22 protein-coding genes are annotated in these 23,364 nt (G+C 38.1%); 12 read left to right on the forward strand and 10 right to left on the reverse strand.

Going from position 1 to position 23,364, the window contains the following annotated elements; genetic code table 11:
• Positions 1 to 94 precede the first annotated feature (94 nt).
• Positions 95 to 427 carry a DMT family transporter gene (locus tag PVK70_RS07330; RefSeq protein WP_207216408.1) on the forward strand — a complete coding sequence of 111 codons (333 nt, stop codon included), beginning with the start codon at positions 95 to 97 and terminating at the stop codon, positions 425 to 427.
• 65 nt (positions 428 to 492) lie between these two features.
• Here the strand turns inward: PVK70_RS07330 and argA are convergent, their stop codons facing one another.
• On the reverse strand, positions 493 to 1,833 hold the full coding sequence (gene argA, locus PVK70_RS07335) for an amino-acid N-acetyltransferase (RefSeq protein ID WP_130047282.1): 1,341 nt from the start codon (positions 1,831 to 1,833) through the stop codon (positions 493 to 495).
• Between the two features lie 154 nt (positions 1,834 to 1,987).
• Here argA and PVK70_RS07340 point away from each other — a divergent pair, with 154 nt between their 5' ends.
• From PVK70_RS07340 to tcdA, 3 genes are all read left to right on the forward strand, one after another.
• The gene (locus tag PVK70_RS07340; RefSeq protein ID WP_130047281.1) at positions 1,988 to 2,371 is read left to right on the forward strand and encodes a DUF2850 domain-containing protein; all 384 of its coding nucleotides are present in this window, start codon (positions 1,988 to 1,990) and stop codon (positions 2,369 to 2,371) included.
• Positions 2,372 to 2,554: 183 nt separating this feature from the next.
• Complete coding sequence (mltA, locus tag PVK70_RS07345; RefSeq protein ID WP_130047280.1) at positions 2,555 to 3,655, forward strand: murein transglycosylase A; 1,101 nt, start codon at positions 2,555 to 2,557, stop codon at positions 3,653 to 3,655.
• Between the two features lie 93 nt (positions 3,656 to 3,748).
• Positions 3,749 to 4,558 carry a tRNA cyclic N6-threonylcarbamoyladenosine(37) synthase TcdA gene (gene tcdA, locus PVK70_RS07350; RefSeq protein WP_130047279.1) on the forward strand — a complete coding sequence of 270 codons (810 nt, stop codon included), beginning with the start codon at positions 3,749 to 3,751 and terminating at the stop codon, positions 4,556 to 4,558.
• 96 nt (positions 4,559 to 4,654) lie between these two features.
• On the opposite strand, the gene csdE is transcribed toward tcdA, so the two are convergent.
• The gene (csdE, locus tag PVK70_RS07355; RefSeq protein WP_130047278.1) at positions 4,655 to 5,089 is read right to left on the reverse strand and encodes a cysteine desulfurase sulfur acceptor subunit CsdE; all 435 of its coding nucleotides are present in this window, start codon (positions 5,087 to 5,089) and stop codon (positions 4,655 to 4,657) included.
• A 204-nt stretch (positions 5,090 to 5,293) separates the two neighbouring features.
• Positions 5,294 to 6,511, reverse strand: a complete 1,218-nt coding sequence (csdA, locus tag PVK70_RS07360; protein ID WP_165367133.1) for a cysteine desulfurase CsdA — start codon at positions 6,509 to 6,511, stop codon at positions 5,294 to 5,296.
• A gap of 369 nt (positions 6,512 to 6,880) precedes the next feature.
• Between csdA and PVK70_RS07365 the strand changes: the two genes are divergently transcribed.
• From PVK70_RS07365 to rlmM, 3 genes are read left to right on the forward strand one after another with little or no spacing between them, the layout of a single operon-like run.
• Entirely contained in the window at positions 6,881 to 7,789 is a 909-nt protein-coding gene (locus tag PVK70_RS07365; RefSeq protein WP_130046295.1) for a transcriptional regulator GcvA, read from the forward strand.
• On the forward strand, positions 7,782 to 8,168 hold the full coding sequence (locus tag PVK70_RS07370; protein WP_130046316.1) for a DUF423 domain-containing protein: 387 nt from the start codon (positions 7,782 to 7,784) through the stop codon (positions 8,166 to 8,168). Before PVK70_RS07365 ends, PVK70_RS07370 begins: the two co-directional genes overlap by 8 nt.
• Positions 8,165 to 9,256 carry a 23S rRNA (cytidine(2498)-2'-O)-methyltransferase RlmM gene (gene rlmM / locus PVK70_RS07375; RefSeq protein ID WP_130046294.1) on the forward strand — a complete coding sequence of 364 codons (1,092 nt, stop codon included), beginning with the start codon at positions 8,165 to 8,167 and terminating at the stop codon, positions 9,254 to 9,256. The genes PVK70_RS07370 and rlmM overlap by 4 nt, the downstream gene beginning before the upstream one ends.
• 234 nt (positions 9,257 to 9,490) lie before the next feature.
• On the opposite strand, the gene xni is transcribed toward rlmM, so the two are convergent.
• The 5 genes from xni to queF all read right to left on the reverse strand — a co-directional run bounded on the left by xni (position 9,491) and on the right by queF (position 16,770).
• Positions 9,491 to 10,282: a flap endonuclease Xni gene (xni, locus tag PVK70_RS07380; protein WP_130047276.1), complete on the reverse strand. Its 792-nt coding sequence runs from the start codon at positions 10,280 to 10,282 to the stop codon at positions 9,491 to 9,493.
• A gap of 93 nt (positions 10,283 to 10,375) precedes the next feature.
• Positions 10,376 to 11,734, reverse strand: a complete 1,359-nt coding sequence (gene ppnN, locus PVK70_RS07385; protein WP_130047275.1) for a nucleotide 5'-monophosphate nucleosidase PpnN — start codon at positions 11,732 to 11,734, stop codon at positions 10,376 to 10,378.
• A gap of 136 nt (positions 11,735 to 11,870) precedes the next feature.
• Entirely contained in the window at positions 11,871 to 13,433 is a 1,563-nt protein-coding gene (locus PVK70_RS07390) for a GGDEF domain-containing protein (RefSeq protein WP_130047274.1), read from the reverse strand.
• A 176-nt stretch (positions 13,434 to 13,609) separates the two neighbouring features.
• Positions 13,610 to 15,829, reverse strand: a complete 2,220-nt coding sequence (locus PVK70_RS07395; RefSeq protein ID WP_130047273.1) for a tetratricopeptide repeat protein — start codon at positions 15,827 to 15,829, stop codon at positions 13,610 to 13,612.
• Positions 15,830 to 15,924: 95 nt separating this feature from the next.
• Complete coding sequence (queF, locus tag PVK70_RS07400) at positions 15,925 to 16,770, reverse strand: NADPH-dependent 7-cyano-7-deazaguanine reductase QueF (protein WP_130047272.1); 846 nt, start codon at positions 16,768 to 16,770, stop codon at positions 15,925 to 15,927.
• A 107-nt stretch (positions 16,771 to 16,877) separates the two neighbouring features.
• Here queF and syd point away from each other — a divergent pair, with 107 nt between their 5' ends.
• Both syd and PVK70_RS07410 read left to right on the forward strand, forming a co-directional pair.
• The gene (gene syd, locus PVK70_RS07405; protein WP_130046288.1) at positions 16,878 to 17,426 is read left to right on the forward strand and encodes a SecY-interacting protein; all 549 of its coding nucleotides are present in this window, start codon (positions 16,878 to 16,880) and stop codon (positions 17,424 to 17,426) included.
• Positions 17,427 to 17,478: 52 nt separating this feature from the next.
• Positions 17,479 to 18,252: a Zn-ribbon-containing protein gene (locus PVK70_RS07410; protein ID WP_130046287.1), complete on the forward strand. Its 774-nt coding sequence runs from the start codon at positions 17,479 to 17,481 to the stop codon at positions 18,250 to 18,252.
• Between the two features lie 86 nt (positions 18,253 to 18,338).
• Here the strand turns inward: PVK70_RS07410 and PVK70_RS07415 are convergent, their stop codons facing one another.
• Complete coding sequence (locus PVK70_RS07415) at positions 18,339 to 18,788, reverse strand: YaiI/YqxD family protein (protein WP_130046410.1); 450 nt, start codon at positions 18,786 to 18,788, stop codon at positions 18,339 to 18,341.
• Positions 18,788 to 19,057, reverse strand: a complete 270-nt coding sequence (locus PVK70_RS07420; protein ID WP_130046411.1) for a hypothetical protein — start codon at positions 19,055 to 19,057, stop codon at positions 18,788 to 18,790. Before PVK70_RS07420 ends, PVK70_RS07415 begins: the two co-directional genes overlap by 1 nt.
• A gap of 1,100 nt (positions 19,058 to 20,157) precedes the next feature.
• Here PVK70_RS07420 and PVK70_RS07425 point away from each other — a divergent pair.
• From PVK70_RS07425 to PVK70_RS07435, 3 genes are all read left to right on the forward strand, one after another.
• Positions 20,158 to 21,528: a PTS sugar transporter subunit IIC gene (locus PVK70_RS07425; RefSeq protein ID WP_130047271.1), complete on the forward strand. Its 1,371-nt coding sequence runs from the start codon at positions 20,158 to 20,160 to the stop codon at positions 21,526 to 21,528.
• Positions 21,529 to 21,560: 32 nt separating this feature from the next.
• Positions 21,561 to 21,866, forward strand: coding sequence for a PTS sugar transporter subunit IIB (locus PVK70_RS07430; protein WP_130047270.1), 306 nt, complete (start codon positions 21,561 to 21,563; stop codon positions 21,864 to 21,866).
• A gap of 86 nt (positions 21,867 to 21,952) precedes the next feature.
• The gene (locus tag PVK70_RS07435; RefSeq protein ID WP_130047269.1) at positions 21,953 to 23,362 is read left to right on the forward strand and encodes a glycoside hydrolase family 1 protein; all 1,410 of its coding nucleotides are present in this window, start codon (positions 21,953 to 21,955) and stop codon (positions 23,360 to 23,362) included.
• Positions 23,363 to 23,364: the final 2 nt, after the last annotated feature.

Raw genomic sequence — 23,364 nt, forward strand, 5'->3', positions numbered from 1 at the left:
CCGGATATTCTGTTTTTATTCCAATGTTATAAATTAGATGATTGATTACATTGGGTCTAAGGCGTTCACTTATATGTTTAAGTTACTTATTTCAATGCCGCCTGCTATGGCGCTTATTATTGCTATTATTTCAGAAGTGATAGCTACCTCTTATATTCCTAAAACAGAACAATTTACCAAATTAACGCCAAGCTTAATTGTTGGTGTTGGTTATGCTATTGCATTCTTTTTGCTTTCAATTACTGTCAAAAGTATGCCTGTTGGAATTGTTTACGCGATATGGAGTGGAGCTGGGATTGTCTTAGTTGCGGGTATCGGATATTTCGCTTATGGGCAAAAACTAGATTTACCAGCAATAGCAGGAATAGCTCTTATTCTATCTGGTGTATTAGTCGTTAATCTATTTTCTAACACTGCTGGTCACTAGAGTTTAAGCTTACTCGTTTTATAATAAAGGCCGTAACGGAATCACTCCATTGCGGCCTTTGTTTATTATTGAGTCTTTAATACTAAAATTTTCGATTTACGCTGAAAGTTGTACAGTTTCTGCTTTGTCATTGGTAAGTGTGAAACCTCTACCTCAATAAAACCTTGCTCTCTAAACCAGTGAAGGCTGCGAGTGGTAAGAACAAAGAGTTGTGATAATTTGAACTGTTTTGCTTTAGTGCGTAAACGGTTAAGTAAGGTTACACCACGGTCACCATCTCGATAATCAGGATGAACAGCAACACAGCCCATTTCTGCCATTCCTTCTTCTGGGAAAGGATATAAAGCGGCGCATGCTATGACCAACCCATCTTTTTCAATAATCGTAAATTGTGCAATTTCTTGCTCTAACTGTTCACGAGATCGGCGAACTAAAATACCTTCTTCTTCTAATGGACGAATTAAGTCTAATATGCCACCAATGTCATCAATTTCAGCATCCCGAACTTGCTCAGAGCTCGCCATTACCACTTGAGTACCAATACCATCAAAAGAAAATAACTCTTGAATTAACGCCCCATCTTCTTTGTAGCTAATTAAATGACTACGAGGAACCCCAGCTTTACATGCAGAAATCGCCCCTTTTAAAAAGCGCATTGTGCCCGTGAGTTTTCCATTTTCTGGTGTTAATTCTTTTTCAAGACGTTGAAGGATCTCTTCAGCTTCACTTGGAAATAACTCCGCTAAAATTTGTCCTTTTTCATTGAGAACCCCTTGTTCTGAACAGAAACCAATGAGCTTGTCGGCATTTAAACGGATAGCTAACTGAGTGGCGACATCTTCTGATAAAAGATTAAAACATTCACCGGTGACAGAACTCGCAACCGGGCCAAGTAGAACAATAGATTGTTGGTCTAACATTCGATTGATCCCTTGGGTATCGATTCGACGAACACGGCCACTGTGGCAATAATCAATACCATCATCAACACCTAGAGGCTGAGCAATAACAAAATTGCCGCTGATAACGTTAATTTGTGCTCCTGCCATTGGCGTATTATTTAAGCTCATTGAGAGGCGAGCGGTAATGTCGAGCTGTAATTGTCCTGCTATCTGCTTTACAAGCTCTAGCGTTTGCTCATCGGTAATGCGTATTCCTTTATGGAAAGGGGCGTGATGTTCTGTTTGCTTTAGTAATGAACGCATTTGTGGGCGAGTGCCATAGACGATGACAATTCGTAACCCTAATGAGTTAAGGAGGGCGATATCATTAACTATATTCGCAAAATTAGGATCGGCAATGGCTTCCCCACCAAGCATGATGACAATGGTTTTTCCTCTATGAGCATTGACATAGGGAGCTGACTGGCGGAAGCCTTTTACTAAAGCAGTACTACGAAATTTCACTATACATCATCCATGAGTGATTTTTTATGTTGATATAATGACTAATTATTTTTCTATCTACAAGCGTTTAGTACAAGGTCACATAAGTTTCGCTTAATATTTTTAAGATTTGCCGATATGCTTATTACATACGTTGTTTTTATTAGGCCACATCATGAGTCAAGCTCAAGAAAAAGAGTTAAAGAAAAGAAAAATTCGGCTATTAGTGTTAATTAGTTTTGTTGCTATTGGATTAGTTGCTTCAGTTATTGCTGGTATGTACAAATCGGGTGCTTTTGCTCAAATGCCAGCATCTCAATTATATGGTAAGTGGGTTGAGCAGGGGGTTCCAAGCTACGCTCAAGACAGTTTTACTATTAGTGCTGGTGGTGTTTATACCCATGGTCGTTTAATCAATACTAAATTTGACTTTGATGGAAGTGAGTTAAGCTATATCCATGGTGAAATGACTTATGTGTATCAAGTTGAAGACGATGACGGCGCTCAATTACTTCGTATTAAGCCTACGCATTATAAATCGACTTTCCGTAAATTATGATTCTGTAAGTTCAAGGTGATGTTATTCGTCACCTTGAATTTATTCTTTATCTGCACTTTCCTTCTATATCGTGTCAAGTTTTGTCAAAATTATCCTTTTCTTACATTTATTGCAGTGTAAGCAATTGCTCTCTCCTTATTTGTTTGTCATTCTTCTCGCATTATTTATCAATAAGGTTTTATTGTGTTTCGTAAATTTTCTCTTGTGTGTGTTCTTCTGGCTTTAGCGGGTTGTGCTGATCGTCCTACTGAACGAGCTCAGCAATATTTAGATGGTGGATTCAGTAGTAACTTAAATGAAGTAAGTGAAATTCATTCTGATAAGCCTTCTGATTTTAGTGCCTTTAAAAAACAAAGTGCAGAGGTAATTAAGCGCTCAGAGTCAATGTCATTACGTTATGAAGAGTTGTACGTACAATTACAAAAGTGGATTGATGAAAGCTCAAATCCTGCTGAACTTTCAGCTTATGGTATTCAATTTGCTCAAATGGGTGGTGGTGACAAAAAAGGTAATGTGATGTTCACTGGTTATTTTTCACCAGTGATTGAAATGCGTCATACGCCAAACGAAACGTTTAAATATCCTGTTTATGATAAACCTGATTGTGGTTCTGATTGTCCAACCCGCGCCGAAATTAATGCAGGTGCATTATCTGGTTTAGGTTTAGAGCTTGGTTATTCTGACAATATGATTGACCCGTTTATTATGGAAGTTCAAGGCAGTGGTTTTATTCATTTTGGTGATGATGACAAACTAGAGTATTTTGCCTACGGTGGTAAAAATAACCATCCGTACGTAAGTATTGGTAAAGTATTGATTGAACGTGGCGAAGTTGAACGCAAAGATATGTCGCTAAAAGCAATTAAAGAGTGGGTTGCTAACAATGATGAAGCCACCGTTCGTGAATTGTTAGAAACCAATCCATCTTATGTGTTCTTTTCACCACGAGATGCGCACCATGTTCTAGGAACCGCAGGTATTCCTTTACTTGCTGGCGCTGCTGTTGCTGCTGATCGTACTTTATTGCCTATGGGAACCCCAATACTTGCTGAGGTACCTCAATTAGATAAAGACGGTAAGTGGACGGGTAAACATGTGCTTAAAGTATTATTGTCGTTAGATACTGGTGGTGCAGTTAAAGAAAACCATTTGGACCAATATTACGGCATGGGAACAGAAGCTGGCATCGCTGCTGGTCACTTTAAGCATTTTGGCCGCGTGTGGAAGTTAGGTTTAAAAGATTCTGAAACTGAAAATCCATGGGAAATGCCTAAAGCAAAATAATGTGTTAGTCACTTGTATTGCTTAACACTTGATCTTCTAAAAAAGAGTGCGTATAAATCGTGCTCTTTTTTTGTTTTTGAGTAAGGTAACCCCATGCGCGAATTAACCACTCCTGCTTCTGAAAGTTATGACCAACGTTTTGGTGGCTCTCGCCGTTTGTATGGTAATAGTGAAGTAGAAATCATGCGTGCAGCTCATGTATGTGTCGTTGGTATTGGTGGTGTGGGCTCTTGGGCTGTAGAGGCGCTAGTGCGTACTGGTCTGGGTGAAATTACGTTAATCGATATGGATGACGTATGTGTTACTAATATTAACCGTCAAATCCATGCGATGACCGGTACGATTGGCCAAAGTAAAATTGAAGTCATGGCGGAGCGCATTAAATTAATTAACCCTGAGTGTAAGATTAATTTAATCGATGATTTTATTACCCCTGAAAATCTATCTGAATATATTTCTAAAGACTTTGATTACGTGCTTGATGCTATCGACAGTATGAAGCCTAAAGCGGCATTACTGGCGTATTGTAAGAGCAATAAGATTAAAGTGATCACGACTGGTGGTGCGGGTGGTCAAACAGATCCGACTCAAATTCAAATCACCGATTTAACTAAGACAATTCAAGATCCACTGGCTAAGAAATTACGTGATACGCTGCGTCGTCACCATAATTTTACTAAGAACCCTAAACGTAAATTTGGTATTGATTGTGTGTACTCAACTGAGCATTTGAAATACCCACAAGCAGATGGCTCGGTATGTGCGACTAAAGCAACTGCTGAAGGACCTAAGCGTATGGATTGTGCGAGTGGTTTTGGTGCAGCTACGGTGGTAACTGCGACCTTTGGTTTTGTTGCGGTGTCGAGAATTGTAGAGAAGTTGATTGAGAAACACGGTAAATAGGAACTAGGTTTCAGGACGGTCGCAAGCTCCCTCAAGGTTTCAGGTATAAGCGCTATTATTCCAATGCTCTCCCTGAATCCTTCAAGCGAAGCGGCCTTAAGCCTGCTCTATTAGTTCATTTATCGTTTCAATGATCGCCTTAAGTCCATTACCACGTGATGGGCTTAAATGTTCAATTAACCCCAATTGAGCAAAATACCCATCCATATCAAACGCCTTAATCTCTTCTGCCGTTTTATTATTAACCGCCGCCATTACTAATGCGATAAGCCCACGAACAATTCTTGCATCAGAATCAGCACAGAAGAAATAAACGCCATCAATGACTTGATGTTGTAACCATACTTTACTTTCACAACCAGAGATCGTTACGTTTTCCTGTTGTAGCTCTTCAGGCATATTAGGCAGTTTTTTACCTAATTGAATTACGTTACGGTAACGGTCTTCCCAACCTTTAGCGTTACTCATTAAATCAAGTACTGTTGAGTGAGTAATGTCAAAACCAAAAGGTGACGATGGGAATGTAGACATAAATAAAATACCTTAAATTTGAGCTTATACCAATCCGGATAAGTAGTTGAACAGATAATTGCGTAGGAAAAATTGATTAAAGCAAGGCATAAATTGCAGTAACTAGTAGCTCTAATTACACCTAATTTTTGCAATAAAAAAGTATAACGCAGCTATAATCGATTTTAACAAGCAAGAATGATCAAATATTTATGTGGATTGGTATTATAGCATATCTGCGGCTTTATTTAGCGCGTCGATAAAACGTTGAACATCTTGTTTTGTATTATACAAGGCAAATGAAACGCGTACAGTACCCGTTAACCCTAATGCATCTAACATAGGATGAGCGCAGTGATTACCTGAGCGAACGGCAATGCCTTGTTGATCAAGTAGAGTCGCTATATCTTGGTGGTGGACGCCATCAATAACAAAAGAAAATAGACTCGCGTTATCTTGTAAACCGATGAAGCGTAAGTCCTCAATATCTTTTATTCCATCGATCGCCATCTGGCGAAGTTCATTAATATGAGTATTAAGATCATCATGGGCGAATTGCTTAATCCAGTTAATTGCTGTAGCAAAAGCAATCGCACCAGCAACGTTTGGTGTACCAGCTTCAAATTTCCCTGGGAGCTCTGCAAACGTAGTTTTTTCAAATGAGACTTTCTCAACCATTTTACCGCCCCCGTGCCATACAGGCATAGATTCCAGTAAATGCTGTTTGCCATAGAGAGCACCAATGCCCGCTGGAGCAAATAATTTATGGCCAGAGAAGACATAAAAATCGGCATCCATTGCTTGAACATCAATATCATGATGAACAATCCCTTGAGCGCCATCAACAACAACAATAGCACCCACTAAATGTGCTGCTTTAATAATGTCATCAACGGGATTTAATGTACCCGTTACGTTAGTTACTTGAGCCACAGCAACAATTTTGGTGCGCTTGCTTACCAATGACTCAAATGCATCCATATCTAATGTGCAATCTGGCTTCATGGGGATTTTTATGACTTTGGCACCGGTTTGCTCAGCAACGATTTGCCAAGGAACAATATTGGCGTGATGTTCTAATTCGCTAACTAAAATTTCATCATCAACTTGTAGCGTGCTGCGAGCGTAAGTTTGAGCGATTAAATTAATGGCTTCTGTTGCCCCTCGAGTCCAAATTATTTCTTTACTGCTTTTTGCATTAATGAAGTGTTGAATGGTTTCTCTTGCTTGCTCAAATTGAAGCGTCGCAGAGGCAGTTAGGCTATGGCTACCACGATGCACATTGGCATTACTTTTTTGATAATAATCTTGGATTGCACTTAATACAGCTAATGGTTTTTGTGTGGTTGCCGCACTATCAAAATACGCAATAGGTTGCTCATTTATTTCTTGTAATAGAGCTGGGAATTGAGAGCGAATAAGTTCAACATTAAATGCAGTCATAAGGATTTTCTTCATTGGAGTTAGCAAACAGAGGAATGATGCGGATTTCTGCCTCGTAAGTCAAAATTACAGACAAAAAAAAGCACCGTATTAAACGGTGCTAATATTTTCTTAACCAAAAGGTCAAAAATACAGGAAATAATTGGGTATTGTTTACAAATACTTTGGAACCAATACTCGGGCTCTAATCGTCGAGCCAATATGCAAACACAACATGCAGTTTAGAGGCATGAAAAAAATACTCAGGGAGGAATATATGTCTTTGCTCTAAACTACGGGGCTAATAGTAGGTTTTATCTGGTAGTTCGGCAATGGACAATTTATAATACGAGGCATTAAAAAAACTAATGGTTCAGAATGTGAGTTTTTATGTCTCGAAGATTACCACCTTTAAATTCTTTACGTGTGTTTGAAGCGGCAGCTAGACACTTAAGCTTTACTCGTGCAGCGGAAGAATTGTTTGTTACTCAAGCGGCAGTTAGCCACCAAATCAAAGCGTTAGAAGAATTTCTTGGCTTAAAGTTATTCCGCCGTCGTAATCGTTCTTTGCTTCTTACTGAAGAAGGTCAAAGTTACTTTCTAGATATTAAAGAAATATTTTCTTCGTTATCAGAAGCAACAGATAAAGTATTGGAAAGAAGTGCCAAAGGCGCATTAACCATTAGTTTGCCACCAAGTTTTGCTATTCAATGGTTAGTACCAAGATTATCGGATTTTAATAATCAAGAACCAGATATTGATGTGCGCATTAAAGCGGTTGATATGGATGAGGGATCATTAACAGAAGATGTTGATGTTGCTATCTATTATGGACGTGGAAATTGGCCGGGTCTTCGTGTGGAACTCTTGTATCAAGAGCAGCTTTTACCACTGTGTTCACCTCAAGTGCTACTGAACGAAAAGCCATTAGCGACCATTGATGATTTACGATTCCATACATTATTACACGATACTTCTCGTAAAGACTGGAAGCTGTTTGTAAAGCAATTCGAATTAGCGGGAATGAATGTAAATCAAGGTCCTATTTTTAGTCATTCAACGATGGTGTTACAAGCTGCTGCACATGGTCAAGGTATTGCGTTAGGTAATAACGTACTGGCTCAACCTGAACTGGATGCAGGTCGCTTAGTCGCTCCATTTGAAGAAGTGCTAATCAGCAAAAATGCATTTTATTTAGTATGCAGTGAAAAGCAGGCAGATACAGGCCGAATTGCTACTTTTAGAGAGTGGATTTTAAGTAAAGCTCGTAGTGAGCAGGAAATTGTCGATGATGAATAGTCGTCAATGTTTACTTATTTCTAGTCTTAGTGGAGCGCTAGCCGTTGGCTTAGGCGCTTTTGGTGCTCATGGTTTAAAGTCAGTTTTATCACCTTATCTTCTTGATGTGTATGAAACTGCAGTGCAATATCAGATGTGGCATACCCTTGCGTTGTTTGGGTGTGGAATTTTGTTGAGAAATTCATTTTCAAAAGGGGTATCATACGCCGCCTTGCTATTTACCATTGGAATGCTATTTTTCAGTGGAAGTTTATATGCGTTAGTATTCACTGGAATAAAATGGTTTGGTCCAATTACTCCATTAGGTGGATTCTGTTTTATTATCGGTTGGTTAACGCTGGCTGTTTCAACTTATCGTTTGACTGAGGTTTCAAAGTGAAACAAGTAATGTTCTATTGTCGCTCTGGTTTTGAAAAAGAGTGTGCAGGTGAGATCCAAGATAAAGCCACTCAACTAGAAGTGTTTGGTTTTCCTCGCCTAAAAAATAATACAGGCTATGTGCTATTTGAATGCTACCAGGAAGGCGATGCAGACCGTTTAATTCGTGAGATTAAATTTAATGAGCTAATCTTTGCTCGTCAAATGTTTGCGGTTGCTACAGAAGTAAGCGATCTACCAAAAGATGATCGTATTTCTCCAATTCTTGAAGCGTTAGTTGATGTTGAAGGAATGCCTTGTTGTGGTGACATTCGTATTGAAACACCTGATACGAATGAAGCAAAAGAGCTATTGAAGTTCTGCCGTAAATTTACGGTTCCAATGCGCCAAGCTTTACGTGGCAAAGAGATGCTTACAGCACGAGATTCAAATCGAATCCCTGTATTGCATGTTTGCTTTATTGCTCCTGGTCACTGCTACATTGGTTATTCTTATACTAATAATAACTCTCAGTTCTTTATGGGTATTCCGCGTCTTAAATTCCCTGCTGATGCACCAAGCCGTTCTACATTGAAACTGGAAGAAGCGTTCCACGTATTTATTCCACGTGATGAGTGGGATACTCGTTTGGCTTCTGGTATGTGGGGCGTAGATTTAGGCGCGTGTCCAGGTGGTTGGACTTACCAACTGGTTAAGCGTTCTATGTTTGTTCATGCGATTGATAACGGCATGATGGCTCAAAGCCTAATGGATACAGGCCAAGTGAAACACCACATGGTTGATGGTTTTAAATTTGAGCCACAAAGAAAGAACGTAACATGGCTAATTTGTGACATGGTTGAGAAACCAGCTCGTGTTGCGCACCTTATGGGTGAATGGCTAATTAAAGGTTGGGCGAAAGAAGCGCTATTTAACCTTAAATTACCAATGAAAGGTCGTTACGATGAGGTTCTTCAAGATATTGAAAACCTAAAAGATTTCTTGAAGAAAAACGGTTTCCAATACAAGCTTCAAGCTAAGCATTTGTATCATGACCGTGAAGAAATCACTGTTCATATCCAAGCGATTTCAAATATTTCTCCACATTAATATTTCGTTATACAAATATTGATGTAATCCAAATTATTGAGAAATAAAAAACGCCCGCTGATGTTGATAATCAGTGGGCGTTTTTATTTATCTTCAACAATGGTTATTCGGTGTTGAGATTATTTAGGTGCGATGTTGAATATGGTGTGCTTTGGCGCAAAAAAACTGTTTGTCATCGTACTGATAACCACATCAAATATAGCCATCTTTCTTTTGCAGAAAAGCACATTATATTCATGATACTTGGTAGTCCCTAGTCCCTTTCTCATATCGTATATCTTGCAAATTAAACCCAAGCTCAATATCCGTTCTTAACCCCGCAACCTGACGACATAAAATAGCGGTTTCATAATGCTCATCAAATTTCTTACGGTATTTTTTAGGAAGATCTTCAGACTCGTTTGCGGCCTCAATTGTTGGGAATTGAGTTAGAATTTCTAACGCTGCTTTTGGGCCAACTCCCGGAATACCTGTGATTTTACTGGAACTGATCCCAGCTAACCCCCAGTAATCAGCCAATTGTTCAGGCTTTAAACCAAACTCTTTTTCTACAAAAGGAGCATCTAACCAGCGATGTTGGAAATAATCTCGAATACGTAAAGTAGGAGAGAGTAACTGACAGTAGCCTTTATCGGTAGAAATGATCGTAACCTGTTCATTATGCGCAGCAACTTTATTGGCTAGGGTGGCAACCAAATCATCGGCTTCATCACCGTCAGATAACAGCGAATCAATCCCTAATTTCCACCAGGCTTCTTGAATTTCATCCATGCCTTTTTGTAATGCTTCAGGCATGGGTTTTCTATCTTCTTTATATTTAGGGAGGATCTCTGCACGCCAGCCTCGATCTTGGAGATGATGATCAAACACAGCAATGATATGAGTGGGTTCTGTTTCTTTTAAGATGCGGTTGATAGTGCGAGTAGTGGTGGTAATAACCGCTTGAATGTCATCTTGATTCGGTTGAGCGGAATGAACGCGACGAATGAGGTTTAATGCGTCAATAATAACCAGATGAATTGCCATAACGTATTCATTCCTATATATAAAAAAAGAAAAAGCCTACGCAATGTGCATAGGCTTATTATTGTACGTTAGTGAAGGTGAAATATTCCAGCCCTAATCAACAACGATTTTATAGCAAGGTTCATATTTAGAACCAGGTAGCTTCATTCGGCCCTGTTTTACAAAGTCTTGCAGTAGACGATCCATCTTTTTCATTAAGTCAGGATCACCGTGAAGCTTAAACACACCGTGCTTTTCTATTTCAGCAATGCCTTCTGCTTTTACATTTCCAGAGACAATACCAGAGAACGCTTGGCGGAGATTGGCAGTAAGACTTTCAGTCGGTTGGTTTAGATGCAAATCAAGACCAGCCATTGCTTCATGAGTTGGTTCAAAAGGTAATTGGAATTCAGGCTCAATTTTTAGTGCCCAGTTGAAGCTGTAGGAATCATCCGTTGCTTTACGGTACTCTTTTACTTTCTTGATACCATGATTAATAATAATTGCCGCTTTCTCTGGATCACCAACAACGATCTCATAATATTGAGTCGCTTCTTCACCTAAAGTATCACGGATAAAGGTGTCAATAGAGCGGAAATAATCTTCGCTCTCTTTTGGACCAGTAAGAACGATAGGCATCGGTTGCTGACGGTTTGCTGGGTTCATCATGATCCCTAAGATATAAAGCAACTCTTCAGCTGTTCCCGGACCACCAGGAAAAATAACAATACCATGAGCCATACGTACAAACGCTTCTAAACGTTTTTCGATATCAGGCATGATAATAAGTTCATTGACTATTGGGTTTGGTGGCTCAGCGGCAATAATCGAAGGTTCTGTTAATCCAACAAAGCGGCTATCAGAATAACGTTGCTTAGCATGACCAATTGCAGCGCCTTTCATTGGGCCTTCCATTGCACCAGGGCCACAGCCAGTACAAATATTTAATTCTCGTAAACCAAGTTCATGGCCCACTTCACGAGTGTATTGATATTCGACAGGATTAATTGAATGTCCGCCCCAACATACCACTAAGTTAGGCTCAATACCGGTATGTAGCGCTTTTGCATTACGTAAAATACTGAATACTAAGTTGGTTAGGTGAGTGGCTTTAGTGAGATTTAATCGATTGTGATCCGCAATTTGCATGTTCACATACACCATGTCGCGTAACACAGAAAATAAGTGCTCTTGAATGCCTTTGATTATAGTCCCATCAACGAATGCGTGTTCTGGTGGGTTATTTAGCTCAAGTTTAATTCCGCGATCTCGACGCGTAACAGAGACATCAAATGACTTATATTTATCTAATAATTCTTTTGAGCTGTCAGTATGACTGCCTGAGTTTAATACCGCTAACGTACAGTTCCGATACATACGATAAAGTTCACTAGAAGCGGTTTTCTTTAATTGGTCAACTTCTAATTGTGATAGCAAATCCATGCTACCTGCAGGACTAATATGAGTAATCATATAGCGCCTCCCTAGCTGTTTTTATTATTGTTTAGTTATTAAACTTACACAGCAATGGAAGGATTAGCGAGGAAAATAAAATAAAAATGAGAGGTTTTTGAAAGTATTACACTAAAAATAACAAGAATTTGGCTAATTACAAATAAATGAATTGCTCTTTTCCTTTTGATTTTTGCTTATAAAGAGCATCAATGGTTCGTTTAATCACTTTTTCAGGAATATCACTGTTGGTAAACTCAGAGGAGCATACTGATACCGTGACTTGAACGTGGTCATTTTTAAATTTAAATGGCAATTTTGAAATGGCTAATTGAATCGCCTTAAGCTTCTTCTCTCGTTCTTCTTTATTGGTTTCGGTAAATAAAATTAAGAATTCTTCACCGCTAAATCGAGCAACAAAATCGGTATCTGTTACTTGATTTTCGATGGTTTTTGCAATAATAGTAAGTGCTTTATCGCCTGCTAAATGGCCAAAACGTTCATTGATACGTTTAAATTGATCAATATCGATCATTGCTAAAACAAGAGAGTGCTGATGACGAACCCAACGTTTATATTCTAGATCTAAACGTTCATGCATTGCTGCACGGTTATATACTTTAGTTAGGGGGTCTCTAAATACACGTTGCTGTTGATCACTTAACTGGCGACGGTACTCAAGAGTTTCTTCATATAAATTATTGAGTTTTTTTGTTGTATATTCATGACGTTCAAGCAGTGCTGCCTCACGCTCTTGCATTGCGCTATTTCGTTCTGCTAAGTCATTCATTTCATTAAGTAACATTACCATCTTAGCTTTGTGTTCTTGTTCACTTGCTTTCTTATCTAATAGGTTTTCAGCTTGTTTAATTAGAAGTGAATACTCTTCATTAAGTAAAGAACGCTGCTCTAAGTAAGATTGGCCTTGGCTTTGATTTTGTTCGCTCGTTTTGATGATCTGTGCGACTTGAGTATTCATTTCACCAACGAATATCTGTGATGCTTTACGCTCGTTGTTTGTACCCTCAAGAACCAATTGCAGTGTTTGTAGTGCTAAATCAATCAGTGAGACGGCATCGGTACCAGTAAGAAGTTTACTGCGGATTTCTAATAATTTAGTACCAGAGGTATTATTAAAATCCAGTTCAGAAATAAGATGTTGTAACTCATTACTTAATTGTTCTTGGGTATCACTATCAATCACTTCGTTACTATTAATTTCAGAAGAGAGTTTCCCAACAGAAATAAATTTAATCGCTCGTTCATAAAGTTCAACTAATCGGACAATACGTTGAATGTGCTTACTACCATCGTGAGAAGGGTACTGCAAAAGAGAGCGAAGATCGCGTTTAAGTCCAGCAGGTAGTCCAGCCACTCGTTGTAGTGTTTCGCCACAATAAGAGATATGGTCTTCCATTACCGAGTGCTCTTTTTGAACATTCATCTTGTAGCGATTAATGAGCCTTTCGAAGGTAGCGATTTGAATAGTTAAATCTGATGTATTTTCAACTTGTTCTATACGAGTTGCTAGATCAACGATTTCTTTATCTAGCTCACTGTCATGATGTTTGCAGGCAGCACAGAAACGTAAAATAATACGTTTTAGAAGCAGTATTTCGCGGCGTGATTTCAGCGTAGTATCACGGTGTGATAGACGTGTTTGATTCAGCTGCTGTTTTAACTGATTTAATTCTGAGGCAACAATGGAAACTTCAATCATAATAACCTAGGGGATAACTCAATATTTATGTAATGTGTCAAAGTATTGATATTGTCAATAAAGCGATAATAACAAATTTATAATTAGCAAGCTAAAAAAAGTATAACATTTTCTTATCTTTTAAACATTTACGTCTGTTTATTGTTAAATCTGTGAGGTGTTATCCAGATTTATCTTTAATGTATTGAAGTCGTTACTTTTATTAGACCTTGATTAATGGCTTGTTCACAAGCTAATTGTATGTTGTTACTAGCAAAGCTAGCAGCTGGCGCATTATCTATTGCTCGGTAATGTACCCAATGGCAGTTGCTTTCTTTCGTACTCATTTTACAAGCTGTATTGGTTGCCATTAATAGGATATCAATAAGTTCACGGTCATTGATGGCGGTGTACGCTCTTGGTAAGAAAGGGTACTCAACCATACCTATGTTAACTGTTTTATCTGTCATTACTTTAGAATCAAAACGATGAATCCACTCTTGAATGGTTTCAGCCATTTCTTGAGAGTTTGATGTTGAATCAGATTTATGTTCAATATAAAGAAAACTAGCGTCAGAAAAATGATAGATACGGCTTGGCAAACTTACGACAGTCGACAAGTAATCTCCGAATTCCTTTTCAATCGATAAACCTTCTTGATACCCATGAGTAAAATATAAATTTTGTAGCATTGGTATATGAAATAAGGTAAATCGAAGTCTATCGCTTAGAGGTTCATTAATCAGTTCACCTAAATGCCATTGCTCTATGTTTGAGCTACTTTGTTGTAATGATGATGGCAGTCTTTCCGTTAATAAGCGGAAGTTTCGTAAACCACTTCTTGGGTGGGTATAGTATTTATTTAATAGAAGATGCAAACGCTTCTTCAAGAAACGATTAACTTGCTGTTTTCTAAAAGCGTAGATCGAAATAACGGTTAATAAAACGAGTAAAAAACCTGCAATCTTTTGTATTTTACGGGTTTGCAAATTATTCTCTTTTAATTTTAGCTCTAATCCTTGGTAATGCAGTGATTGCTCAATGATGCTTTTTTGTTGTCTAAATACGTCTTCATTTATTTCATTTTGAACCGCCTGAATAGAAGAGTTCAGTGTTTCGAATTCACGTTGCGCCTTCAATGCTAATTGGTATTTCCCCATTTTTTCATAGGTTTTGGAGAGCAATTTTTGAGACTGCAGTTTTAATAAAATATTGTTGTCTTTTTGGCTGTATTTGATGGCGCTATGAATTTGCTCAATTGCCATCTCTGTTTTATTTTGGACAAGATATAACTTCGCTTGTAATAGTGCAGCGTTTGCTTTTTCTTTGGGCAAATTTACATATTCATTAAGATTATTTGCTTGTTTTAAGTAATGCTCACTGAGTGCGTAGTTGTATAATAGAAAGTAAGTATTGGCGATATCTAAACGTAATGAGATTAATTTATTTACGTTATTTTTCTCTTTCTCTTGGTCAAGTGCATTGAAGTATTGAACTAAGGCTAAGTTAAATCGCCCTTGCTTTAAATGTATTTTCGCGATCAATATTAAAACATTGGAAAGCTGTTTACTGTTGTTATAACGTCCATAAAATTCAGCCGATTGTGAGGCGTGTTCTAACGCTTTATCAAGTACCTTTCTCTCAAAGAATAATTGACCAAGTAAATAGTTAGTGGTTGCTAACTGACCACTTCTGTCGGCCTCAATGGATTGCCAATAAGCACTTAATAGTTCAGTTAGAGCTTGATCAAATTGTTTGTTTTTTAAAAAATATTTCCCATAAGAAATATGATAAAAAATCATACTGCTTGGGTCTTTAAGCGCAATACCGTGAGACATAGCTTGCTTGTAATATTGCTGTGCTTTGCTGTTATTTCCTTGCATCGATTCAACTTCTGCATGGATTAATGCCAGTGCAAAGTAAAGCTTTTGGTGAATCGCTATTTGCTTATCGTGTTGAGTTAACTCTTGTGCGATATCTTCTAAAATCGCATTTGTTTCATCAACATCTTGAGTTAAGTTCCACCATAAACCTGCATAAATAAGTTTTGACTCAAGATAACCTGATTTTAAATTGAATTCTTTCGCTAACGAAATAGCTTGTTTGATCGCTTTAATTGACTTTCTATTGCGGTCAAGGCGTTTATTAGCAAGTGCTTTAATTTGAAATGCTTCTACGGTACTAATGGGAGTTCTAATGGTTCGTTCAGAATCATTATTAATGTGAATTCTATTTGGATCTTGTCCTGGGGATATTTGACGTTGCTCTAGGTATTGCTCAGCAATTGTTCGTGATTGCTCTGGGTTCGTATCTAGCAATTGATACGCGTCATTCAATATAGGCGCAGAGAAAAATTTAGCCCAAGATGAAAGCGGGAAAAAAAGAAAAATAACAAGAAGGCATTGGCGCAGAGACATGTAAATATTCCATTAAAAAGCAACCGTTACATACTAGCGATGTCGCGGAATTTGTCTACTAAGAATAGACTTAGTAGACAAAATTGAATGCTTTTTTATTGACGAGCTAAACGGAGGTTGTGCTCTGGTTTTTCTAAATGCGAACTACGGAATGGGTTAATATCCAAACCGCCACGACGAGTATAACGGGCAAATACCGTTAACGAATTTGGCTTACAGAATTTCATGATATCAGTATAGATACGCTCAACACATTGTTCATGGAACTCGTTATGCTGACGGAACGAAATCAAATAACGAAGCAGTTTTTCACGGTCTATTTTATTTCCGGTATAACTGATCTCAACACTGCCCCAATCCGGTTGATTGGTGATTAAACAGTTAGACTTCAATAAATGACTATGCAGTGTTTCTTCTACAACGTCATCAGATGTACTTGATTCTAAATATTCAGCATCAAATTCATAGTTATCAATAACGATATCTTGGTTATCTATACATTCACCAGTCATATCAACAATAGGCTGTTGAGAGTAAGCTTGAACGGGATGGATCTCAACCTTTACCTCACCGCCGGCACAGGCACTTAAGTCTTTAATTAAGGTGCTTGTAACGTCATCCCATGATGCAAATTTAGTTTGATTAAAGCTATTTAAATACAGCTTAAACGACTTTGACTCAACAAGGTTAGGGCTGGTTGCGGGCAGAGTGACATCACCAACCGCTACTTGAGGTAAACCGTTTTGGTTTAGCCAAGATAGTTCATAAAGCGTCCATACGTCACAACCCTGAAATGGCAGCTCATTACCTAAATCAAGATCATCTCGGTTTAAACTACGAGGAACGGCTTGCAATAATTCAGGTTCATAGTTGTGTTTGTATTCGGTTTTTTGGCCAAGAGTCAGAGATTTTAGCTCATCAGCGTTGGTGTATTTAGTCATATTGAAAATGCCAAAAGTAGATTAGAATAAGAATAACGGAGTAAATCATCATTATTCATTTAATATCGCTTAGTTTACTTTAATTTTTACATTATTAGGAGAATCGAATGCCACTTTCGGTAGAGCAAGCGCTTGCTAACTTTAGTCAACGTTATGTCGAAGCATGGAAATCAAAACATAATAGCCTTCCGATGAACGAAGAATTAGTGGGATTAGCTTCTCCTTGTATTGATGAAACTCGTGATTTAGAAGTGTCATGGCAGCCTGTTAATCGTGATGAAAGTATTCGCTTAGTTAATATCGAACAAGGTATTGAGCTTGATCTGCATGATGATTTTCATGCCTTTTATGGTGCCCAATTCAGTGCTGATATGATGGCTAAATTTGGTGATATAAATATTGAATTACTTCAAGTATGGAGTGATGAAGATTTAGAGCGCTTACAAGGCAATATGCTAGGTCACCTTGTGATGCAACGCCGATTAAAATTAGTCCCAACATTATTTATTGCCGTCACCGATGATGAAATGGAAGTGATCTCTATTTGCAATCAAACGGGTGAGATTATTCTAGATACGGTAGGAACGAAAAAGAGAACCGTATTGGCAGCAACGATGGTTGAGTTTTTAGAAAAACTAGAACCTGTCGTTGAGTAAACTGATTTAAGTAAATCGATAAAATCCCCAAGATGTTAGGAAAGAAGCGTTAATGTTTGTAACTGAATTAGATTTTGAAGTCTATTGCGATACCTCTATGGCGGCAGTAGAAAAGGCCATCAATTATTGTTTAGATTGTCTGCGTTATAATGGACAAGTGATTGGTCGTGAGTTGCCCGTTGTTATGAAAGGAACAAACTTTGTTGCTCGAGTGGTTTGCCCTGAAGAAGATTCACTCCATCCTGATAATCATAGTCCACAAGTAAAACTGGCATTTAAACAATTAAGTGAATTTGGGTTGTTGCAACCTAAAGTTAAGATTGTTGGTCAAGATATGAATTCTGATCCGAGTGATGAGAGTGAAAAAGTAAGTTGGCAAATTCTTTATACCAGCCACTTACATACTTGTTCCCCGATCCGTCATGGTGAGACATTTCAGCCAATCCCTCTTTATCGTTTACCTGCTGTTGCTAATGGCGATCAAAAACAGTTTATTAAATGGCAGGAAGATTGGAGTGCTTGTGATCAATTGCAAATGAATGGGTCTGTTGTTGAGCATCCGTCTTTACATGAGATAAGTTCAAGTAAAAGTCATTTATTTAAGCGTGGTTGGGATCTGTGTCGTCGCATGGCTGTGGTTAGTGGCATCCCAACTTATTTATATATTTATCGTGTTGCTGGTGAAAGTAAAGAAAAAGAGCAAGCGCGTAAATGTCCAGTATGTGATGGTGATTGGGCGTTAGCAGAGCCTATCCATGAAGTCTTTGATTTTAAATGCGATGAATGTCGATTGGTCAGTAATCTGTCTTGGGATTTTAAAGACTGATTATGAATTAACTTGGATATAGATAAACTAATGGGAGCTCACAATGAGCTCCCATTTTTTATTTTAACTTTCTATTTTTTATCGATTTATTTTTTAAATTTAGCAAGAATGCGATCTAGTTGATTGGCAAATTCACGTCGGTCGGTTTGCGATAGAGCAGCAGGACCACCAGTTTGAATGCCACTGGCACGCATGGTCTCCATAAAGTCACGAATGTTCAATCGTGCTTTAATAGTTGCTTCTGTATAAAGCTCACCACGAGGGTTTAATACTTGCACTTTCTTAGCGATTAACTCTGCTGCCAGGGGAATATCACCACTGATCACCAAGTCACCTGCTTCCGAGCGTCTTACAATTTCATCATCAGCCACATCAAAACCCGATTCAACTTGGATTGATTTAATATTTAAAGCAGTTGGTACAGGGATGTAATGGTTAGCAACAAAAGTCAGTTGAATACCAGTACGTGTAGCGGCGCGACAAAGTACTTCTTTGACGACTTTTGGACATGCATCAGCATCTACCCAAATTTGCATTATTTATTCTCCAGAGCGGCTAAACGTTGTGATAACTCTTTTACTTGAAGTTCAAGTTGAGCAATACGTTCATCTGCTGTTAATGGGGTGTCTTTGACTTCAATCTTAGGAATGCTTGAAGTGGATTTAAAAGATTTAACTGCAGTAATAATGGCTGGCATTGGTACTTGAGTAGTCAATCGTGAGCGAACAAGAGCCGTTGTCGGCTTTTTTCCTTCATCAGTTAAATCTTGCAATATCTTTTGCAGTTCATCCGTTACGTTTTTCATTGTGACGTCCTATATTTCATCTGAGTCCATAATAACTAAAGATGTACACTTCTACTATAAGAATAAATACGTGATCTAGATCTCTCTATTTAAATAGTGGATCTTAAAGGTGAATAGAAAAATGGGAATGAGAGTGTGCGAGATCTCTCACTTAAAGGATGAGAAATATCGTTTTCTTTATCGTAAATATGTCCTTTTATTTATTTAAGCTTATGTTTTTATTGGTAATTGATATTTTCTTTGCATATTGTAATGAGAAACAGATAAAAAAAGTGCTGCTAGACCATTGTTCAAAAAAGTCAAAAGCGTAATCTTATTGGTGTCGGAAGGATGCTGACACGGAACAGGAACTCGCCAAGGATTTGGTATGCTTTAGGATAAGGCACTCGGTTACTTAGGATGAGTAATCGGCATGGAAAGCAAAATTGGACATTGAATGGATTCAATAGTAGCTAGGATGGTTACTACTAAGGAAAGACAATGGATACCTCTAGGATAGAGGAAGGATAAACATCAGGATGATGTAAAGGACACCGCTAGGATAGCGATGAAAGGATAAGTTGACGGATTTCAGCATACTATCAAGGATTTGATACACGGAGCACCATAAGTAGCCGGACTGCTGCGAGTAGAGTTATGACCCCATTAGACGAGAGTTTAATGGGGTTTTTCTTTTTTACCTCAACTATCTAATACCATTCTGGATAAGTAGTTGTTCAGATAATTGCGTAGGAAAAATCGATTATAGCAAGGCATAAATTACAGTAACTAGTGGATCTAATTACAAAATTTATAACGCTGATATAATCGATTTTAACAAGCAAGAATGATCAAATACTTATGTAGATTGGTATAAGCTTCCATCCCAAATACGAAGAATTATCGTACTCTCTATTCGTTAGATTTGTATTATTTCAAGCAAGCCCTCTCGTATAAAAAAACATCAAATCATCGAGATCACATTTTTAACCTGTAAATTATTAATATTCGTGAGTTGAATCATATTTGCTCAAATATGCAATGTAACCGGTTACTGAAACCGGTTACATTACTTTCAGTTTATGATTTCGCATGTTTAAAATTCAATTCAGGGGTGAAAAATGAGTACGCAAGCGGCAACGATGCAAAGCACAATAATGGAGAAGGTAAATAAAATCCTTCCTAAGCTTTTAAAGGTAGTTAACTCAAAACCAATTGTAGCTATTAAAGAAGGCTTCATGTTAACCATGCCATTGACCATCATTGGTTCAGTATTTTTATTACTGGCTTTTGTTCCTATTGATGGGTATGACCAATTTATGGCAGGTATTTTTGGTACAGAATGGTCAACACCATTATTTCAAGTAGTAGGTGCAACGTTTGATATTTTGGCATTAATTGGTGCTTTCGGTATTGCGTATACTTACGTAAAGTACGAAGGACACAATGGCGTAAATGCGGGGGTGTTAGCCATTGTTTCTCTTCTTATAGTAATGAACGCTTTTGTTGTAGCACCTGATGGTGTTACGCATATAGGCGGTGTGATACCAAAAGCCTTCCTTGGCGGTAAAGGTATGATTGCAGCTATCGTAATTGGTCTAGTTGTTGGCATGATTTATTCAATGGCCTTTAATCGTAATTGGGTCATCAAGTTACCTGACAGTGTGCCTGAAGGGGTTTCTAATGCCTTTAAATCGCTTATTCCGGGTTTCATCATTATTACACTTGCTTTCTTAACCTATATTTTCTTTGAAGTTGTATTTGAAAGAACCTTTATTGAAACTATCTACCATATTATTCAAACGCCGCTACAAAGCATGTCTGATTCTTTCTTTGGGGCTGTCGGCATTGCTCTACTTATTTCTCTGCTTTGGTGGTGTGGTGTCCATGGTCCAGTCATTGTTATGGGTATTATGGGACCAATCGTTACTGCCAATGCACTTCATAACCAATCGATAGTAAATGCTGGTGAAGTTCTGATTGCTGGTGAGAATGGAAAGATAGTAACAAACCAATTTGTTGACCAATTTATTACCGTTGGTGGTTCAGGTTTAACGTTTGGCTTAGTGTGCTGTATGGTGCTATTTGCCCGTTCTATTCAGTTTAAACAACTTGGCCGCCTTTCTTTTATCCCAGGTATTTTCAATATCAATGAACCTGTAATTTTTGCTACACCAATTATCTTTAACCCAATCATGTTTATCCCATTTGTAACCGCTCCAGTTCTATCTGCAATTATGGTTTATACCTCAATTAATATGGGATTTGTTGGACCATTCACAGCAGTTCAAGTGCCATGGACAACACCAATAGTATTGAGTGGATTTATTGTAGGAGGTTGGAGTGCCGCAGTACTACAGATTGCAGTTTTCTGTATGACACTATGCGTTTACTTCCCATTCTTTAAGTATTTAGACAAATTAACGGCGCAAGAAGAAGCAAAATCAGCAGCGCCAGAAACAGAATCTGTAACAACGACAGCAACAGCTTAATTGAAATTTATTAGATTATTATCGAGGTTATTATGAAAAAGATTTTACTACTATGCGCAGCGGGCATGTCTACATCAATGGTTGTAAAAAAAATGCGTGAATCAGCAGCTCAACAAGGACTAGATATTCATATCGAAGCACATGGCGTTGAAACGATTCAAGACTATTTAGCAGAATACGATTTGTTTTTATTAGGACCGCAAATTCGTTTCAAAAAAGATGAACTTCAAAAACTGGCTGATGAAGTTAATAAGAAAGTTGAAGTCATCGATATGATGGATTACGGCATGATGAAGGGAGATAAAATCCTTAAAGATGCATTGGTGCTTTTAGGTTAATCACATTCTAGGCCTGGGTTAACTTAGGCCAAAACAAACATCAGTTGGCTACTGATTTATTAGCAGCAGTAAAGTAGGGATTCGAGATGAAATTTGCAAATGATTTTTTATTAGGCGCAGCGACCGCTTCTTACCAAATAGAAGGCGCATGGGATCAAGATGGAAAAGGCCCAACAAACTGGGATGAGTTTACTAAAATTCCAGGAAAAACGTTCGAAGGTACTAATGGTGATGTCGCTATTGACCACTATAATCGCTATAAAGAAGACATCGCATTAATGGCTGAAATGGGATTGGAATCTTATCGTTTTTCAATCTCTTGGGCTCGTATTTTCCCAAATGGCACGGGTGAGATTAATCAAAAAGGCATCGATTTTTACAATAATGTCATTGATGAATGTTTGAAATATGGCATTGTTCCTTTTGTTACTTTATATCACTGGGATTTACCTCTTACGTTAGAAAAAGAAGGTTCATGGTTAAATAAAGCCACCTGCGATGCGTATGTTGAATTTGCAAAGTTATGTTTTAACGAATTCGGTGACCGTGTTAAGCATTTCATTACCTTTAATGAAACCGTAGTGTTCTGTGCACTAGGCTATATGGCTGGCGCACATCCACCGGGGATCCAAAATGATTCTAAGAAGTACTTCCAGGCGACACACAATGTATTTTATGCGCATGCTAAAGCGGTTATTGAATATAAAAAATTAAATCAATTTGGTGAAATTGGTTTGAGTCATGTATTTAGCCCAGCGTTTGGAGTGGATGATTCAGAGGCGAGTCATTTTGCTGCAATGCATGCCAATCAATTTAGTATGAACTGGTTCTATGATCCTATTCTGCTTGGTAAATACCCTGAATACGTAGTTAAACAACTACAAGAAGAAGGCAACTTACCTGATTGGACAGATGAAGAGCTACAAACTATTTTTGAAGCGGCGCCTTTGAATGACTTTATGGGGCTGAATTACTATCAACCACAACGTGTTGAAAAAATTGAAGGTAGTGTGGCGTCTCGAACGATTACTCGTGAAAACTCAACGGGTTCACCGGGTAATCCAAGCTACGATAATGTGTACCGCACTGTAAAAATGGACGATAAAAAATACACAAAATGGGATTGGGAAATTTCACCAGAAGGTTTTGTTGCTGGGCTTGAAATGATCAAAGAGCACTATGGTCAGATCAAACTGTACATTACGGAAAATGGTTTGGGAGATGAAGACCCGATTATTGATGGTGAAGTGTGTGATATCCCACGTATCAACTTCATAAAAGATCATTTAAGCGCAGTAAAAGAAGCCGTTCGTCGAGGTGTTCATATAAAAGGGTATTACGCTTGGTCTGCGATTGATTTATTGAGCTGGTTAAATGGCTATAAAAAACAATATGGTTTTATTTATGTCGATCATCAAAATGGATTAGAGCGAAAGAAAAAAGCGTCGTTCCATTGGTTTAAAGACGTTATCGCTACCCGTGGTGAAAACATTTAACG

Source organism: Aliivibrio sp. A6, assembly GCF_028765505.1.
Taxonomy (GTDB): Bacteria; Pseudomonadota; Gammaproteobacteria; order Enterobacterales; family Vibrionaceae; genus Aliivibrio; species Aliivibrio finisterrensis_A.

Coding starts and splice junctions, on each gene's coding strand:
- csdE (WP_130047278.1), bottom strand. CDS start 5,089: ATGTCTACATTCCCATCGTCACCTTTTGGTTTTGACATTACTCACTCA.
- PVK70_RS07410 (WP_130046287.1), top strand. CDS start 17,479: ATGTTTGTAACTGAATTAGATTTTGAAGTCTATTGCGATACCTCTATG.
- PVK70_RS07340 (WP_130047281.1), top strand. CDS start 1,988: ATGAGTCAAGCTCAAGAAAAAGAGTTAAAGAAAAGAAAAATTCGGCTA.
- PVK70_RS07415 (WP_130046410.1), bottom strand. CDS start 18,788: ATGCAAATTTGGGTAGATGCTGATGCATGTCCAAAAGTCGTCAAAGAA.
- PVK70_RS07370 (WP_130046316.1), top strand. CDS start 7,782: ATGAATAGTCGTCAATGTTTACTTATTTCTAGTCTTAGTGGAGCGCTA.
- PVK70_RS07430 (WP_130047270.1), top strand. CDS start 21,561: ATGAAAAAGATTTTACTACTATGCGCAGCGGGCATGTCTACATCAATG.
- PVK70_RS07435 (WP_130047269.1), top strand. CDS start 21,953: ATGAAATTTGCAAATGATTTTTTATTAGGCGCAGCGACCGCTTCTTAC.
- PVK70_RS07420 (WP_130046411.1), bottom strand. CDS start 19,057: ATGAAAAACGTAACGGATGAACTGCAAAAGATATTGCAAGATTTAACT.
- csdA (WP_165367133.1), bottom strand. CDS start 6,511: ATGACTGCATTTAATGTTGAACTTATTCGCTCTCAATTCCCAGCTCTA.
- PVK70_RS07330 (WP_207216408.1), top strand. CDS start 95: ATGCCGCCTGCTATGGCGCTTATTATTGCTATTATTTCAGAAGTGATA.
- ppnN (WP_130047275.1), bottom strand. CDS start 11,734: ATGATTACTCATATTAGTCCTGCAGGTAGCATGGATTTGCTATCACAA.
- queF (WP_130047272.1), bottom strand. CDS start 16,770: ATGACTAAATACACCAACGCTGATGAGCTAAAATCTCTGACTCTTGGC.
- tcdA (WP_130047279.1), top strand. CDS start 3,749: ATGCGCGAATTAACCACTCCTGCTTCTGAAAGTTATGACCAACGTTTT.
- xni (WP_130047276.1), bottom strand. CDS start 10,282: ATGGCAATTCATCTGGTTATTATTGACGCATTAAACCTCATTCGTCGC.
- PVK70_RS07365 (WP_130046295.1), top strand. CDS start 6,881: ATGTCTCGAAGATTACCACCTTTAAATTCTTTACGTGTGTTTGAAGCG.
- syd (WP_130046288.1), top strand. CDS start 16,878: ATGCCACTTTCGGTAGAGCAAGCGCTTGCTAACTTTAGTCAACGTTAT.
- PVK70_RS07425 (WP_130047271.1), top strand. CDS start 20,158: ATGAGTACGCAAGCGGCAACGATGCAAAGCACAATAATGGAGAAGGTA.
- PVK70_RS07390 (WP_130047274.1), bottom strand. CDS start 13,433: ATGATTGAAGTTTCCATTGTTGCCTCAGAATTAAATCAGTTAAAACAG.
- PVK70_RS07395 (WP_130047273.1), bottom strand. CDS start 15,829: ATGTCTCTGCGCCAATGCCTTCTTGTTATTTTTCTTTTTTTCCCGCTT.